General features: G+C 59.7%; 15 protein-coding genes. 6 read left to right on the forward strand and 9 right to left on the reverse strand.

Annotation, left to right across the window (positions count from 1 at the left end; all coding sequences use genetic code 11):
• A complete protein-coding gene (tsaE, locus tag ACP7A4_RS16525) occupies positions 1 to 471 on the reverse strand; it encodes a tRNA (adenosine(37)-N6)-threonylcarbamoyltransferase complex ATPase subunit type 1 TsaE (RefSeq protein WP_203303046.1) in 471 nt (156 codons plus the stop codon).
• A complete protein-coding gene (locus ACP7A4_RS16530; protein WP_203303047.1) occupies positions 459 to 1319 on the reverse strand; it encodes an NAD(P)H-hydrate dehydratase in 861 nt (286 codons plus the stop codon). The genes tsaE and ACP7A4_RS16530 overlap by 13 nt, the downstream gene beginning before the upstream one ends.
• Positions 1320 to 1381: 62 nt before the next feature.
• On the opposite strand from ACP7A4_RS16530, the gene queG reads away from it, so the two are divergent.
• Positions 1382 to 2449 carry a tRNA epoxyqueuosine(34) reductase QueG gene (gene queG, locus ACP7A4_RS16535; protein WP_059763510.1) on the forward strand — a complete coding sequence of 356 codons (1068 nt, stop codon included), beginning with the start codon at positions 1382 to 1384 and terminating at the stop codon, positions 2447 to 2449.
• 36 nt (positions 2450 to 2485) lie between these two features.
• Here the strand turns inward: queG and ACP7A4_RS16540 are convergent, their stop codons facing one another.
• A complete protein-coding gene (locus ACP7A4_RS16540) occupies positions 2486 to 3097 on the reverse strand; it encodes a trimeric intracellular cation channel family protein (protein WP_059763512.1) in 612 nt (203 codons plus the stop codon).
• Between the two features lie 236 nt (positions 3098 to 3333).
• The gene (gene orn / locus ACP7A4_RS16545; protein ID WP_048400508.1) at positions 3334 to 3876 is read right to left on the reverse strand and encodes an oligoribonuclease; all 543 of its coding nucleotides are present in this window, start codon (positions 3874 to 3876) and stop codon (positions 3334 to 3336) included.
• 106 nt (positions 3877 to 3982) lie between these two features.
• Between orn and rsgA the strand changes: the two genes are divergently transcribed.
• Positions 3983 to 5014: a small ribosomal subunit biogenesis GTPase RsgA gene (gene rsgA / locus ACP7A4_RS16550; protein ID WP_048400510.1), complete on the forward strand. Its 1032-nt coding sequence runs from the start codon at positions 3983 to 3985 to the stop codon at positions 5012 to 5014.
• 57 nt (positions 5015 to 5071) lie between these two features.
• Here the strand turns inward: rsgA and motB are convergent, their stop codons facing one another.
• Together motB and motA are read right to left on the reverse strand one after the other, a co-directional pair.
• The gene (gene motB, locus ACP7A4_RS16555; RefSeq protein WP_059763514.1) at positions 5072 to 6064 is read right to left on the reverse strand and encodes a flagellar motor protein MotB; all 993 of its coding nucleotides are present in this window, start codon (positions 6062 to 6064) and stop codon (positions 5072 to 5074) included.
• 3 nt (positions 6065 to 6067) lie between these two features.
• Positions 6068 to 6919, reverse strand: a complete 852-nt coding sequence (gene motA, locus ACP7A4_RS16560; protein WP_048364453.1) for a flagellar motor stator protein MotA — start codon at positions 6917 to 6919, stop codon at positions 6068 to 6070.
• A 165-nt stretch (positions 6920 to 7084) separates the two neighbouring features.
• Here motA and ACP7A4_RS16565 point away from each other — a divergent pair, with 165 nt between their 5' ends.
• From ACP7A4_RS16565 to asd, 3 genes are read left to right on the forward strand one after another with little or no spacing between them, the layout of a single operon-like run.
• Positions 7085 to 8623 carry an HDOD domain-containing protein gene (locus tag ACP7A4_RS16565; RefSeq protein ID WP_203303048.1) on the forward strand — a complete coding sequence of 513 codons (1539 nt, stop codon included), beginning with the start codon at positions 7085 to 7087 and terminating at the stop codon, positions 8621 to 8623.
• A 43-nt stretch (positions 8624 to 8666) separates the two neighbouring features.
• The gene (locus ACP7A4_RS16570) at positions 8667 to 9494 is read left to right on the forward strand and encodes a rhodanese-like domain-containing protein (RefSeq protein ID WP_426247797.1); all 828 of its coding nucleotides are present in this window, start codon (positions 8667 to 8669) and stop codon (positions 9492 to 9494) included.
• Positions 9495 to 9503: 9 nt separating this feature from the next.
• Positions 9504 to 10355 carry an archaetidylserine decarboxylase gene (asd, locus tag ACP7A4_RS16575; protein ID WP_203303050.1) on the forward strand — a complete coding sequence of 284 codons (852 nt, stop codon included), beginning with the start codon at positions 9504 to 9506 and terminating at the stop codon, positions 10353 to 10355.
• A 101-nt stretch (positions 10356 to 10456) separates the two neighbouring features.
• Here asd and serB read toward each other — a convergent pair whose 3' ends face one another.
• Positions 10457 to 11671, reverse strand: coding sequence for a phosphoserine phosphatase SerB (gene serB / locus ACP7A4_RS16580; protein ID WP_048364456.1), 1215 nt, complete (start codon positions 11669 to 11671; stop codon positions 10457 to 10459).
• A gap of 132 nt (positions 11672 to 11803) precedes the next feature.
• Here serB and ACP7A4_RS16585 point away from each other — a divergent pair, with 132 nt between their 5' ends.
• The gene (locus ACP7A4_RS16585) at positions 11804 to 13336 is read left to right on the forward strand and encodes an AhpA/YtjB family protein (protein ID WP_059763524.1); all 1533 of its coding nucleotides are present in this window, start codon (positions 11804 to 11806) and stop codon (positions 13334 to 13336) included.
• Positions 13337 to 13429: 93 nt separating this feature from the next.
• On the opposite strand, the gene ACP7A4_RS16590 is transcribed toward ACP7A4_RS16585, so the two are convergent.
• On the reverse strand, positions 13430 to 14137 hold the full coding sequence (locus ACP7A4_RS16590; RefSeq protein WP_426247798.1) for a PqiC family protein: 708 nt from the start codon (positions 14135 to 14137) through the stop codon (positions 13430 to 13432).
• Positions 14138 to 14313: 176 nt separating this feature from the next.
• Positions 14314 to 16578 (reverse strand): DNA topoisomerase IV subunit A, encoded by a 2265-nt coding sequence (gene parC, locus ACP7A4_RS16595; RefSeq protein ID WP_426247799.1) that lies wholly within the window; start codon positions 16576 to 16578, stop codon positions 14314 to 14316.
• Positions 16579 to 16584 lie beyond the last annotated feature (6 nt).

Here is a 16584-nt window from a genome sequence, read left to right on the forward strand (position 1 = left end):
TTATTTGTATTCCGGTGCCAAAGCGGCACACCAAGACTCGCCACGAGAACCTTGGGGCGTCAGCTTCAGCAAACGCCCGGTGTTATGCGGGGTAATGGTAATGGTCAGGTCGGGCTTTGGCAAAAAGCCTGCACCCTTTTCGGGCCACTCGATCAGACACAGGGCGTCTTCATCGAAGTAGTCACGAATACCCATGTACTCCAGCTCTTCGGGATCGACCAAGCGGTACAGGTCGAAATGGAACGCGCGTATATCGCCAATCTCGTACGGCTCGACCAACGTGAAGGTCGGACTTTTTACCGCCCCGGTGTGCCCAAGCCCGCGAATCAAGCCGCGCGACAAGGTGGTTTTGCCCATCCCGAGGTTGCCATCCAGAAAAATCAGGCCGTGGCCTTGGGTGACAGTGGCCAAACGTGCGCCAAAGGCGGTCATTGCCTCTTCATCGGCCAGTTGCAGTGTTATTTCGTGCACGGTGCGTGTTCCTCCAACAACTGACGAATGGCTGGTATCAAATCACTGGCCGCCAGCCCACGGCCCAGAATGCCTTGTTGCTCACCGGCGCGGGCATGTAGCCACACCGCCAGGCATGCCGCATCAAACGCGCTCATGCCTTGTGCCAGCAGCGCGCCAAGCACGCCCGCCAACACATCACCTAACCCGGCGGTGGCCATCGCCGGATGCCCGTGGTTGCAGATGGCCAACTCGCCATCGACCCCGGCAATCAAACTGCCCGCCCCTTTAAGGACGCAAACAACTGAGTATTTTTTAACCAGAGCCCGCGCCGCAGCAGGGCGATCGGCCTGCACCTGCTCGGTGCTGATGCCCAGCAACCGTGCGGCTTCGCCGGGGTGCGGGGTGATTACCGAGCCGCGAGCCAACTCAAGGCCAGCGTTGGACAACAGATTCAGCGCATCAGCATCCCAAACCTGTAGGATTTTTGCCTGCGCCGCCGCAGACAACAAACTGCGGCCCCACGGAGCCTGCCCCAAACCGGGACCGACCACCAACACCGACGCGTGGGCCAACACGCCCATCAGTTGATTGGCAGACGACACACCCAACGTCATCACTTCAGGCAAGCGGGTCAAGGCGCCAGGCACGTGTTCTGGGCGCGTGGCCAGTGACACCAGCCCGGCGCCACAGCGTAATGCGGCTTGAGCGCTCAACATGATCGAGCCGCCAAACCCCCGGTCGCCGCCAATCAGCAGCACATGCCCAAACTGGCCTTTGTGAGCGTCTGGCGCACGCGCAGGCAGGCGCGCCAGTGTCTCTGCGCGCAGGACATGAGGTTCAGGTAACAGGTGTTTGGTCTGCGGCATACGTGTCGGGCTCCGATGTCTGGCAGAATTATACGCATCTCAGCTCCGGTTTCCCTTGCCTCATGCCTGCTAATACTGTCGACCTTCCCGTTCTCGCTCAATCCATCAAGGAATGGGGCCGCGAGCTGGGCTTTCAACAAGTCGCCATTGCTGGCCTCGACCTGGGAGAACACGAGCAACATCTCGAACGCTGGCTCGCGGCGGGCTACCACGGCGAAATGGAATACATGGGCGCCCATGGCAGCAAACGCTCGCATCCTGAAGAGCTGGTACCCGGCACGTTACGCGTGGTCTCCCTGCGCATGGACTACCTGCCCGGCGACACGCACATGGCGCAGCTCCTGGCACAACCCGAAAAAGCCTACGTGTCGCGTTATGCACTGGGTCGCGATTATCACAAGCTGATCCGCAAACGCGTGCAGCAACTGGCAGACCGTATTCAGGCCGAGATTGGCCCGTTTGGCTTCCGGGCGTTTGTCGACAGCGCTCCGGTGCTGGAAAAGGCCATCGCACAAAAGGCCGGTTTAGGCTGGATCGGCAAGAACACCTTAGTCCTCAATCGCAAAGCGGGCAGTTACTTCTTTTTGAGCGAACTGTTTGTCGACTTGCCGCTGCCCGAAGACCCGCCCCACGACACCGAGCACTGCGGGCGTTGTACCGCGTGCCTGGATATTTGCCCGACCAATGCCTTCGTGGGGCCGTATGTGCTGGATGCGCGACGCTGTATTTCGTACCTGACCATCGAACTTAAAAGTGCGATCCCGGTGGAACTGCGCTCAATGATCGGCAATCGGGTGTTTGGCTGCGATGACTGCCAGATCGTATGCCCGTGGAACCGTTTTGCCCGCACCACGGGCGAAGGCGACTTCAAACCACGGCACAATCTGGACAACGCCGAGCTGGCTGAACTGTTTATGTGGGACGAAGACACGTTCCTGAGCAGTACCGAAGGGTCGCCATTGCGTCGAGCGGGCTATGAGCGCTGGTTACGTAACCTGGCCGTGGGCCTGGGCAATGCACCGTCGAGCATTCCGGTGCTGGAAGCGCTAAAAGCACGACGTGAGTACCCCTCAGAGCTGGTGCAGGAACATGTGGAATGGGCGCTGCAACAACACGCAGATCGGGCCTGACCACCTCGTTTCACCCCGGCGCCTGCGCAACCGTGCTTAATGCTCGTCGTTGTAGACAAACTTGGGCATTTCCCAATTGAAGCGAATGGCCAGCAAGCGCAGCAGCAGGCCACCGAACAACGTCACGAAAATCGCCTGATCGTTGGGCATGTCCAGGTAGGTACACAGCAAAAAACACCACGCGGCCGCAAACGAGACGCTGGCGTACAGCTCACGACGAAAGATCAACGGGATGTCGTTACAGAAGATATCGCGCAGGATGCCGCCGAACACGCCGGTGATCACGCCACTGACCGAGGCCACGAGCATGCCCTGGCCCATTTCCAGCGCGGTCATGCAGCCAATCAGGGTGAACGCCACCAACCCCAGCGCATCGAGCACCAAAAACAGCGAGCGCAAATGGCGCATCAAGGGGGCGATAAAGATCGTCACCAATGCTGCAAATGTCGTGAGCACCAGGTATTCCGGGTGTTTGACCCACGTCAGCGGGTAATGCCCCAGCAGCATGTCGCGCACCGAACCGCCGCCCAGCGCCGTGACGCACGCAATCAGCACCACACCAAACCAGTCCATGCCCCGACGCCCGGCAGACAGCGCCCCGGTCATGGCTTCCGCAGTAATGGCAACTAAATAGAGCATCAGCAACATGGCGGCGATCCTTGCAATAAGGCGCGCAGTCTACTCAGTTGGCGCGAGCACCAAAAGGGGGCGGCGAATAAGGTTTGCACCGACCCCGTAGCAGTAGACGAAGGCTACGTCCGATTGCGAAGCCATCGTAAACCCTGAGTCCAGGGTGCGCCTGATACACCCCGATGCCTGACTTCACGACGACTGTGTCGCCGAACGCAGCCTTCGCCAGCGGCTAAGACAGTGCGCTGACATCATCAAAACTTGATGAAATGCTTGCGGTAGTGCTGCAACTCGGCAATTGACTCACGGATGTCGTCCAGTGCCAGGTGCGTGCCTTTTTTCACCAGGCTGTCGCGCACTTCAGGTGCCCAGCGGGCGACCAGTTCTTTAAGCGTCGAAACGTCAAGGTTGCGGTAGTGGAAGTAGCTTTCGAGGGCTTTCATGTGGGTGTACAGGAAGCGACGATCCTGGCAGATGCTGTTGCCGCAGATGGGGGATTTGCCTTTTGGCACCCATTGTTCCAGAAAGGCGAGGGTCTGCGCCTCGGCCTCGGCCATGCTGGTGGTGCTGTCTTTGACGCGCTGGGTCAGGCCGCTGCCGCCGTGGGTGCGGGTGTTCCACTCGTCCATGCGCGCCAGTACGGCGTCGCTGTGGTGGATGGCAATGACCGGACCTTCAGCCAGGGTGTTGAGGTTGCTGTCGGTGACGATGGTGGCCATTTCGATAATGACGTCGTTATCTGGGTCCAGACCGGTCATTTCCAGGTCGATCCAAATCAAATTCTGTGGGTTTTGCATAGAAGGCTCCTGGGCTTAGTCGCGCAGTTTAGCTTAGGCGTGCAGCCCTCGTGCTAAACTCGCCAGCGTTTTACCTTCCTTATCGTTTTATCAACACGGAACACCCATGGCCAAACGCCAGCTCAACCGTCGCCAAAACTGGCGCATCGAAAAGATCCAGGGCGAGCGCGCTGCCCGCGCCGCCAAACGCGAATCCAGTGCCGTCGAAGCGCTCGAAGGGGGCGATCTGGGCCCTGAGCAACTCGGGCTGGTGATCGCGCACTTCGGTGTGCAGGTCGAAGTCGAAGCCCAAGAAGGTGAGCTCAAAGGTCAGATGTTCCGGTGCCATTTGCGCGCCAACCTGCCAGCGCTGGTCACGGGTGACACTGTTGTTTGGCGCGCGGGCAATCAGGGTATCGGCGTTATCGTCGCCCAACTGCCACGCAAAACCGAACTGTGTCGCCCAGACAGCCGCGGCCAGCTCAAGCCGGTGGCCGCTAACGTCGACATGATCGTGATTGTGTTCGCGCCCATGCCCGAGCCGCATGCCAACCTGATCGACCGCTACCTGGTCGCCGCCGAGCACGCGGGTATCCGCCCGTTGCTGTTGCTCAACAAGGCCGACCTGATCGACGACCAAAACGCTCCCGCGCTGAACGCGCTGTTGGGGGTTTATCGTCAACTGGGCTATCCCGTGCTGGAAGTGTCAGCCCATCACGGCGACGGCATGCAACAGTTGCAAGCCCAGCTGGACGGTCATATCAGCGTGTTTGTGGGTCAGTCGGGCGTCGGTAAATCGTCGCTGGTCAACAGCTTGCTGCCAGAGGTCAACCTGCGCGTCGGGCCGCTGTCCGAAGTCTCCGGTCAGGGCACGCACACCACGACCACGGCGCGACTGTTCCACTTCCCGGGTGGCGGCGATTTGATCGACTCCCCCGGTATTCGCGAGTTTGGCCTGGGCCACGTGAGCCGGGCCGATGTTGAGGCGGGCTTTATCGAGTTCAACGACTTGATCGGCCGCTGCCGCTTCCGCGACTGCAAGCATGACCGCGAGCCGGGCTGTGCCTTGTTGATGGCACTCGAAGATGGCCGCGTACAGCAACAGCGCATGAACAGCTACCGCTCGATCATCGCCAGCTTGCCTGAGTCCAGTTACTGAAAGCCCCCTCAGCCACTCCTCGCCCAAAGGCAGAGGAGTGGCTGAGGGCAAGCAGCGTTAAGGCTTCGGCGCCTCTGGCGCTTTGTCGTCGAACAGGTTCAGCTTTTCCCGTTCTTCGTGCATCGCCGGGGGGATTTGGTCCGCAGGCAGTGTGATCGGGTCAATCGGGGTGGTCGGCGTTTCGGGCTTGGCCAGTTCAGAGCCTTGTTCACCTTCGATGGCGCGCTGCGCCTTTTTCGTCAGCACCACGATGTCGATGCGGCGGTTGACCGGGTTCAGCGGGTTGACCTTGTCAAACAGCACCGAAGACGCATAGCCCACAATCCGCGCCACCTGATCTTGCGGATAACTGCCCGCCACCAGTGCACGACGCGCCGCGTTGGCGCGGTTGGCTGACAACTCCCAGTTACCAAACTCCGCATCGCTGGTGTACGGCGTGGCATCGGTGTGGCCGCTGATGCTGACTTTGTTCGGCACCGCTTTGATGGTGTCGGCCATGGCCAGCAAAATATCTTCGAAGTAAGGCTTGAGGCGCGCACTGCCGACGTCAAACATCGGGCGATTTTCAGCGTCCATGATCTGGATACGCAGGCCGTCCGGGGTGATTTCGAACAACAATTGATCTTTGAATTTGCGCAGCTGCGGGTTTTCTTCGACCTTGTTCTGCAACTCCTGAAGCAGCAGTTCGAGGCGTTCTTTCTCGACCTGCTCAGCCATGCCTTCCACCTGGTCGGTGTCGACCGTGATCTTGTCCGGCTGGGGCTGCATTTTTTGTTCAGGGTTGAGGGTGTTGTCCGGCGCCATCGTCGGCGTGCCGCCCAAGTCGATGATGTACGGCGTGCCACTTTCCGAAAACCCGATCGGGTCTTTGAAGTAGCCGGCAATGGCGATTTTCTGTTCCGGGGTCGCGGTGGACATCAGCCACAACACCAGAAAGAACGCCATCATCGCCGTCGCAAAGTCAGCGAAGGCGATTTTCCAGGCGCCACCGTGGTGGCCCGCTGCGAAGCGCTTGACGCGCTTGATGATGATTGGCTGATTGTTTTCCATGGATCAGCGACCGCGAACCACTTGTTCCAGCTCGGCAAAGCTTGGACGGTGCTTGGGGTAGAGCACTTTACGGCCAAACTCGACGGCCAGCGAAGGCGGCATGCCGGAGGCCGACGCCACCAACGAAGCTTTAATCGACTCGTACACGTTGAGTTCTTCTTTGGCATCGTGGGCCAACGAGGTGGCCAGCGGACCGAAGAAGCCGTACGCGGCCAAAATACCGAAGAATGTACCCACCAGAGCGGCACCTACGTGGACACCGATCATGGCCTGGTCACCGTCGCCCAGCGACGCCATCGTCACCACGATCCCCAATACCGCCGCCACAATACCGAAACCCGGCATGCCGTCAGCGATACCGGTCACGGCGTGCGAGGGATGCTCCAGCTCTTCTTTGAGGCTGAACAGCTCCATATCGAACAAGCCTTCCAGCTCGTGGGGTGCCATGTTGCCCGACGACATGATGCGCAAGTAGTCGCAGACGAAGGCCGTCATCCGGTCATCTTTGAGCACAGCAGGGTATTTGGCGAAGATGGGGCTGGCGGCCGCGTCTTCAATGTCGCCTTCGATGGCCATCATGCCTTCGCGACGACTCTTGTTAAGAATCTCGTAAACCAGGCCCAACACTTCCAGGTAGAAGGTGTGGGTGAACCGCGAGCCGAACATGCCCAGTGATTTTTTGATCACGTGCATGGTCATGTAGCCGGGGTTGGCTTGCAGGAAGGCACCAAACGCCGCCCCGCCGATAATCAAGACCTCGAACGGCTGAATCAGCGCCCCGATCTTGCCGTGGGAAAGCACGTATCCGCCGAGCACGCTCGCGAACACGACAATGATGCCGATAATTTTAGCCATAGGAATTCAGGTACTTCTGCGTCGGGTTCAAGGTCATATTCGAGAGTTAAAAAACTCTTCTTCTCCTTATCGGCAAAACTGCGCCAGACTATAGGCCATAAAGGCGAAAAGCCAGTTGGGCCCACTCCGGGCGTGTAAACAATGGATGATGACCACTCTCCCATCATGGCTAATGAAACCAGCAGCTCGACCCCAATCCCCTCTACCCTCGATGCGTGGGTTAAGCAGCTCGACGCCGTTCGCCTGCCCATCCCGCTCGACAGTCATGAGCGCGTTTGCAAGGCGATCAACGACAATCGCCGCTCGTTGCGCGACATTGCCGAGCTTATGCAAGACAGCCCGGCGCTCGCGCTGAGCCTGATCCGTGACGCCAATCACCACACTCACGGCAGTTTGAGCGAGCCGGCCGAAAGCCTCGAAGTGGCGATTAATCGTTTGGGACTGGCGCGCACTCAAGAAATGCTTGAGCGCTTGCCCGCCTTGCCGTGGGAAGAAATCCCACAATCATTCCGCCAAATTCAAATGATCAGCCAGCACGCCGCGCAACAAGCCAGCGGCTTGTTTGGTAATCGGCTGGCGCGCCTGTGGCAAGAAATCTACTGGGGCAGCCTGCTGTTTCTCTCACCGTTATGGGCGATGGCGCTGACGCATCCCGAGCAACTTGAAGAATGGGAGCTGCGGGTCATTCACAAAGGCGAATGCGCAAGCAAGGTCGAACTGAAACTGTTCGGCGTGCGCCTGTTTGAAATCTGCCGCGCGCTGGCCCAGCTGTGGCGGCTGCCCGAATGGGTGTTGCAGGGCTATGCGGTGATTACTGATGAACAGCGCACGCTGGTCAAAGTGCTGCACATCGCCCGCGACAACCATCATCGCCTGCGCCAGCAACAACGACTGGACGCCGACCCGGCACTGCGCCGCTGGCTGAATCAACCGTCGAATACCGTGCTGCTGGCCAATGGCCTGGCACTGTCGGCGCAACAAGCCTGGGACACGCCGCACAATTTGCGCTGGCAGTACCTGACCAGCCTGTATCTGCAAATACCCATTGAAGAACTGCAACAGCAGGTTCACCAAAACGCAGCCAGCAGTGCGCGCTATCACTCGATGCCAGACCTGTGGCACCCGGCCGAATCGCTGTTGTGGCCGTGGGAAATGCGCCGCGTACACCGCGGCTTGTTACCGGCTCCGCCGCCCTCCGCCGAGTCACTGCTGGTGTGGCGTAAACAGTGCGGGCAATTGCTCGCCGAGCCGAGCACCTTCACCAACTCAATGCACCTGACCACCTGCGCCCGCGATGCGCTGACGGCCTGCGGCATGCGTCGGGTGCTGCTGTTGATGGCCGATAAAACCTCGACCACCCTGTCTGTGCACCAGATTGCCGGCCTGCCCAAAGCGGCCTTCGATTTAAGCCTGCCGATCAAAAACAGTGCGGTGCTGCAACGCCTGATGACGCAACCGGCACAATTTCGTCTGACACCTGAGAACAATGCACAGATTTCGGCGGTCTTACCCAACAGCCTGCGCAGCCTGTTCCCCGGCGAGCACTTGTTGTTGCGCTCGATCAGTAACAATGGCCGCGTGGTGATGCTGATACTGGCCGACCAAGGCGGCGGGCCGTTTTCAGAAACCAGCGTGCAGGCGTTTGGCAAAACCGCGCAGTGCATCGAAAAAGCCTTAAACAGCTTTACCACCCGCGGGCGTTAACGCTTGCGCTACAATTCGCCCCTTTTCGCTCTGGAGACCTCACATGCCTGACTTCTCTGGCTTGCCGCTGGTGATTGAGCCATGCGATCTGCACGCACGGCTCAACGCGCCCAACGTGATCATTGTCGACCTGACCAGCGAGGCGCGTTACGCGGCCGGGCACATCCCGGGCGCTCGCTTCGTCGACCCCAAGCGCACCCAGCTCGGCCAACCGCCAGCGCCCGGCTTATTGCCATCGCGCACTGCACTTGAAGCGCTGTTCGGTGAGTTGGGGCACACCCCGAACGCGGTCTACGTGGTGTACGACGATGAAGGCGGCGGTTGGGCCGGTCGGTTCATCTGGCTGCTGGATGTGATCGGGCACAAGGCTTACCACTATGTAGACGGTGGCATTCATGCATGGGTTGCTGAGGGCTACGGCACCTCTACCGACGTACCCCCCATCGCGCACCACCCGGTGACCCTGACGCTGCACGAGGAGCCAACCGCCACGCGCGAATACGTGCAAAGCCGTTTGGGCGCCGCAGACCTGGCAATTTGGGACGCGCGCAGCCCGGCCGAGTACAACGGCGAAAAGGTGCTGGCGGTCAAAGGTGGACACATTCCCGGCGCGATCAATTTTGAATGGACCGCCGGCATGGATACACACCGCAGCCTGCGAATTCGCACGGACATGGCGCAGATCCTCGAAGATCTGGGCATCAGCAAAGACAAAGAAGTGATTACCCACTGCCAGACTCACCACCGTTCTGGCTTTACGTATCTGGTGGCCAAGGCGCTCGGTTACCCGCGCGTCAAAGGCTATGCCGGCTCCTGGGGCGAATGGGGCAACCACCCCGACACCCCCGTCGAGCTGCCCGTCAATCATTAAGGACCTGTAATGAAAAAGCGTTTGTTTCTCTTGAGTCAGTACCTGTTGCCGCATCACTTGCTCTCACGCCTGGCAGGCTGCGTAGCGGAGTGCCGTGTGCGCTGGTTCAAAAATGCCTTCACCACCTGGTTCGCCAAGCGCTATCAAGTGGACATGTCCCAGGCGCTGGTTGAAGACGTTACCGCGTATGAGCACTTCAATGCCTTCTTCACCCGCGCATTGAAAGACGGCGCCCGCCCGCTGGATCAAACCCCCGGCGCCGTTTTAAGCCCCGCCGATGGCGCCGTCAGCCAGTTGGGCCCGATTGAACACGGACGCGTGTTTCAGGCCAAAGGCCATAGCTACAGCGTGCTGGAACTGGTGGGCGGCGACCCGGCTGTTGCGGCGCAATTCATGGGCGGCGAATTTGCCACCATTTACCTGTCGCCCAAGGATTACCACCGCGTGCACATGCCGCTGGCCGGTACGTTGCGCGAAATGATCTACGTGCCGGGCCGTCTGTTTTCGGTCAACCAGACCACCGCCGAAAACGTGCCGGAACTGTTTGCCCGTAACGAACGTGCCGTGTGTATTTTTGATACCGAGCGCGGCCCGATGGCCGTGGTATTGGTGGGCGCCATGATCGTGGCATCGATTGAAACCGTATTCGCCGGTCTGGTGACGCCGCCTAAGCGCGAGCTGAAAACCTTGCGTTATGACGAAGCGGCACGCGCACCCATCCACTTGGAAAAAGGGGCCGAACTGGGTCGCTTCAAACTGGGTTCGACGGCCATCGTATTGTTTGGCCCAGAACAAGTGAAATGGGCCGAAGGCCTGACGGCGGGTACGCCGGTGATGATGGGTCAGAAGCTGGGCGAATAACCGGTCGTCGCTGCCGCAGGCTGCGAGGGGTCGCAAAGCGGCCCCGCTAAAAGCGAAGGGCCTTGGGCCCTTATCGCCGCCTGCGCAACGACACGTTCTGTTTAGCCCTGGCTGTTACGGTCGCGCTGACCCAACAGATACAACACCCCGTCCAGCCCCAAGGTTGAAATCGCGTGCTTGGCCGACTTCTTGACCAGCGGCTTGGCGCGGAACGCCACACCCAACCCTGCAATGGCCAGCATGGCCAAGTCATTGGCGCCATCGCCCACCGCAATGGTCTGCTCCAGGCTCAAGCCTTCCTTTTGTGCCAGCTCACGCAGCAAGTCTGCTTTGCGCTGCGCGTCAACAATCGGCTCAACCGCCACACCAGTCACCTTGCCGTCGACCACTTGCAGCTCGTTGGCAAATACGTAGTCGATGCCCAACTTGGCCTGCAATTGTTTGGCGAAGTAGGTGAAGCCGCCTGACAAAATGGCCGTTTTATAGCCCAGACGCTTGAGTTCGGCGAACAGCACCTCTGCGCCTTCGGTCAAACGCAGCGACGCACCGATGGCATCCAGCACACCCACGTCCAACCCTTGAAGCAACGCCAGGCGCTCCTTGAAGCTGGCTTTGAAATCCAGCTCGCCAGCCATCGCCCGCTCGGTGATAGCGGCCACTTTGTCGCCGACGCCCGCCGCTTTTGCCAGCTCATCAATGACCTCGGCTTCGATCAGGGTCGAGTCCATATCAAAGACCGCAAGGCGGCGATTACGCCGAAACAGGGTGTCTTCTTGCAGCGCGATGTCGATATTAAGCGCTTGCGACAAGTCGAAGAACTCGGCCCGTAGAGCCTCAAGGTCCGCCACTTCGCCGGTCACGCGCAGCTCGATGCAGCTTTTGCTCAGATGGGTGGGTGCATCCAGCGGCACGCGGCCCGACAGGCGATCGGTCTGCTCAATGTTCAACCCGTGCTGGCTGATAACCGAGGTCACGCGCAACAGCTGTTGGGCTGTGACCTGGCGACTCATCAGCGTCACCACGTGACGCTTCTGGCTTTGCTCGTTCACCCAGCGCTGGTAATGCGCTTCGGTGATGGGGTCGAAACGCAGTTGCAGCCCTTCATTGGCGATCAAGGGTTGCAGGTCCTTCAGCACCGCCGACACCTGATCGGCTTGCTCGATCTCAACCAGATAACCCAACGACAAAACGCCATGAATGACGGCCTGGCCGATGTCGAGCATGTTCACACCATTGTTGGCCAATACACCGGTAATGGCCGCTGTGAGACCCGCACGGTCCTCACCCGTGATGTTTATCAAGACGATTTCGCGCAAGGCACACCCCCATTCGCTAAAAAAAACGCATTCTACCCACTTTCAGTGACCATCGGGCATCGCCAAGGCTTTGCCGCCTCAGGGCTGCTCGCTATACTGCGCACCAACTTAACGGACTAAGAGCCGCGCTCAGTGAACCGGCCATTGCCTGTAAAAACCGATAACTTCTTCCTGCTGATCTTCCGGGCCTTGCGCGATCGTCGCGTTCCGCTTGCGCTGCGTATTGCCAGCCATAACGTGATTCTGGTCGCGTTGGCCCTGGTGATTTACGCCGTGGTCATGGGCCTGCAATTCAAGCAAGCCATGCACGAACAAGCCGATGCGCTGGGTCAGAGCCTGACCACGCAAACCGCCACCTCGGCGACTGAGCTGCTGGTGTCCAACGACATCCTCAGCCTCAACGTGCTGCTCAACAACCTGACCAAAAACCCCTTGGTGGCGCACGCTGCTATTTATAGCGTCGACAACCGCATCCTCGCGGAAGCCGGGGAACGTCCCAAAAACGGACTGTTGGGTGAAGCCGAGGGCATGTATCAGACCAAGATCACGTTCCAGGACGTGACCGCCGGGCATCTGCGCATCAGCCTCGACATGAACCAGTTCCAGCAGCCGATGACCATCAGCCTGCAAAGCATGGGCATCCTCAGCGCTATCTTGCTGGCGTTGGCCCTGGCCTTGAGCTTGCGTCTGGGCCGTCATATTTCGACCCCGCTGCTGCAACTGCGTGTCTGGCTGCGCGAACCCGACCCGTACACCCCGGCCATCAACCGTCAGGATGAAATCGGCGATCTGGCGCGTCAGCTTCACACGCGTCTGGCACCACCGGCCCCGGAACCCGAGCCAGAACCTGAGCCGGAGTACGACGACAGCGACTACGAGGACGCCGACGATCACGAGCCTCATTTTGAGGTGCGCAGCCTGCGCGACCCAAGCTTTGACGAAACGCCGGCTGTGCCTGCGCCAAAAGCCGTTGCGCGTCATGTGATCCACGCCGAAGAAGACGACACCGAAGAAGACCCGTTTGCCGATGTGCGTGACAACAGTGCTGCCCCTGTTGCGCAGGCTAAGCCAAAACCGCTCGTACCTGCCGCGCCGCAACCCAGCGCAGTACTGGCCGTGCAACTGGGCGCGCAAGACCAACTGCGCCGCCTGCCCCGCGCGCGTTTGACCGAGCTGCTTGAGCGCTATCGCGATTGCCTTGAACAGGCGGCATCGTTGTACGAAAGCGAACTGCATACATTGAACGATGGCAGTACGCTGATGCTGTTCCACAGCGAAGAGAGCGGCGACGACTACCTGACCAACGCCATATGCTGCGGCGAGTTGCTGCGCGCCTTGGGCCATGCCTTGCAAATTGAAGTGGCTGACAGCGGCATCACCCTGCAATTGCAATTGGGCCTGGTGCTGGGCGAAGGGCTGACGGGCATGAGCCAGATCGACCTGTTGCTGACTGAAACGGCGCAGGATGCTTTGGCACTGTCGCAACACAGCCGCAACCTGCTGCTGGTGGAACGCAAGATCAGTGACGATGCCCTTATTCGCCAACGTGCGCGTATCCGCCCGATTGCCAGCCCTGAAGGTGCCTGTTGCGTAGAACGCTTGATGGAACCTTACCCCTCGATGCTCGAACGCCAACTGGCGCGCATGCATGAGAAACGCGGGTAACCGTTGCAGCCCCTCACCCTGCGGGTGAACGGCTTTTGAGGCGCCAAAAAAAATCCCGCACATGTGCGGGATTTTTTGGTTTCAGCCACCGGCTCAGAAGCGAAACACTTCCATGTCGGTACGAATCGGTGAAGCCATCGGAATGCGAGGCTTTTCAGATTCTTGCTTTGCAGCAGGCTTGGGTTCCGGCTTGCGCGCATCCACCACAGGCGGTTGATTGGCCAACGGCTTAAGCGCCACTGCCAATTGCTGACTCATCTGTTGCAACAACTCGCCTTGCGCCTTGACCTGCGAGGCCGTAGAGCCATCGTGCGACTTCTCCAGATGCACCATGCGGTTGTCACGTACCTGGCCGCGACGATCAATCAAGCGCCACTGGGCATCCAGGATCGCAGGCTGATTTTTGCCGGAATCCAACCGCGTGATCGACAGCAAGACTTGCACGTCAGGACTGAAGCTCGCCGGGGCTGGCGACAACACAACGCGCTGACTGTCCAGGCGCCAGGCCAGTTGACGAAGCAGCAGTTGGTCGATGTCAGCCGACAAGCTACCCGCCCACCGACCGTCAGTGGCCGCACTCAGGCTGCCGTCGCTTTGACGTTGTAACAAGGTTTCACGTTGCAGGTAGTCAGCCACGGTCACCGGGCCAAGTACCACCGCCATGCCAGCGCTTTGCGCAGGCTGGCCGGGTGTGCCGCTGTCCAGTTGGTACAAGGCCGCAGGCTGGTGCGTGGCGCACCCCGCCAAGCCGAGCACGCCCGTCAGCAACGCAATTAAAGGAAGGCGCAGAACGTTCATCATTCCATCCAGGTGGCAACCATCAGGCACGCCACAGTGTGATTCTCGAAAAATTCGTTGGGCTCGTCGCCATGAGCGATGCCAGAAGTGCGCCATATCATCCGCGAATATCCGGTTCGACTCCAGCCTCGTAGCGCCGATCTACGCGAAAAAACGCAGATCGGACGCTCTAAATCGGCTTAATTTGGCGTTTCTACCAACATCGCGTCCACGCGCTGGAAGCCACGTGGCAATTTATTGCCACGCCGCCCGCGCTCACCACGGTAATGTTCCAGGTCATCCGGCTTGAGCGACAGGTTGCGCTTGCCCGCCTGTAACACCAGCGTGGCGTTATCTGGCAGCACGGCAATATCAGTCACGTACTCTTCGCGACTGGCTACCCGATCTCCGGGAATGCCAATGATCTTGTTGCCCTTGCCCTTGCCCAACTGCGGCAAATCGCTGACTTTGAAAATCAGCAAACGCCCTTCGGTGGTCACGGCGGCCAGCCAGTTGTGCTCGCGATCCGTGACGGGACGCGGCTGCATCACCTTGGCGCCTTTAGGCAAGCTCAACAACGCTTTGCCCGCTTTGTTTTTGGCTTGCAGGTCTTCACCTTTGACCACAAAGCCATAACCGGCGTCGGAGGCGATCACGAACAGCGAATCGTCTTCAGGCAGCAACACGCATTCAAAATTGGCACCCGGTGGCGGTGTCAGGCGGCCGGTCAACGGCTCACCCTGACCACGGGCCGACGGCAAGGTGTGGGCCGCCACCGAATAGCTGCGCCCGGTGGAGTCGATGAACACGGCAAATTGGTTAGAGCGCCCCGCCGCCGCTGTTTTGTAGCCATCGCCTGCTTTATAGGACAAGCCCGTCGCGTCGAGGTCATGACCTTTACCGCAACGTACCCAGCCTTTTTCAGACAACACAACCGTGACCGGCTCAGTCGGCACCAGCTCGTTTTCCGACAGCGCTTTGGCTTCTGCACGGGCCACGATAGGCGAACGACGGTCATCACCATAGGTTTTGGCGTCTTCGATCAACTCAGTGCGCACCAGCTTTTTCAGCTTGGCTTCGCTGCCGAGCAAGGCTTGCAGCCTGGCTTGTTCTTTACGCAGCGCGTCCTGCTCGTCGCGCAGTTTCATCTCTTCAAGGCGGGCCAGTTGGCGCAAGCGTGTGTCGAGAATGTAGTCGGCCTGGGTTTCGGTCAGGCCAAAACGGGCAATCAGCTCGGCCTTGGGGTGCTCCTCGGTGCGAATGATGTGAATCACTTCGTCGAGGTTCAGGTACGCGGTGAGCAAGCCGTCCAACAGGTGCAGGCGGCGCTCGACTTTGTCCAGGCGGAACTGCAAGCGGCGGCGCACGGTGTTGATGCGAAACTCCAGCCATTCCACCAGCAAGGCACGCAGGTTTTTCAGCTGCGGCTTACCGTCCAGGCCGATGATATTGATGTTGACCCGGAACGTGGACTCCAGCTCGGTCACGGCGAACAAGTGCTGCATCAGTTCGTCGAGATCGACTTTGTTGTTGCGCGGGATGATCACGATACGGCACGGGTTTTCGTGGTCTGACTCGTCACGCAGGTCGGTGACCATGGCCAGCTTGGTCGGCTTGGCCTGCATCAGTGCCGCGATTTGCTCCAGCACCTTGGCGCCCGACACTTGGTGCGGCAACGCGGTGACAACGATATCGCCGTCTTCAACGTGATACACCGCCCGCATGCGCACCGAGCCACGGCCGGTCTGGTAGATCTTCAACAGATCGGCGCGCGGGGTGATGATTTCAGCTTCGGTCGGGTAATCCGGGCCTTGAATGTGTTCGCACAGCTGCTCAACCGTGGCCTTGGGTTCGTCGAGCAAACGCACGCAGGCAGTGGCCACTTCGCGCAGGTTATGCGGCGGCACGTCGGTGGCCATGCCCACGGCAATGCCGGTGGTGCCATTGAGCAAAATGTTCGGCAAACGCGCAGGCAACACCGCAGGCTCGTCCATTGTGCCGTCGAAGTTCGGCACCCAGTCCGCCGTGCCCTGGCCCAGCTCGCTGAGCAGCACTTCGGAGTAGCGCGACAAACGTGCTTCGGTGTAACGCATGGCCGCGAAAGACTTGGGATCGTCCGGTGCACCCCAGTTACCCTGGCCGTCGACCAGCGTGTAGCGGTAGCTGAACGGCTGAGCCATCAGCACCATCGCTTCGTAACAGGCCGAGTCACCGTGCGGGTGAAACTTGCCGAGCACGTCGCCGACGGTACGCGCCGATTTCTTGTGCTTGGAATCGGCGTCCAGCCCCAACTCGCTCATGGCGTACACGATACGCCGCTGTACGGGCTTGAGGCCGTCACCGATGTGCGGCAAGGCCCGGTCCATGATCACGTACATGGAGTAGTTGAGGTAGGCCTGTTCTGTGAAGTCGGCCAGTGACCGGCGTTCTACGCCGTCCAGGCTGAGATCAAGGGAGTCGCTCATGCGGAC

The sequence above is a fragment of the Pseudomonas sp. TWR3-1-1 genome (assembly GCF_049896545.1).
GTDB classification, from domain to species: Bacteria; Pseudomonadota; Gammaproteobacteria; order Pseudomonadales; family Pseudomonadaceae; genus Aquipseudomonas; species Aquipseudomonas weihenstephanensis.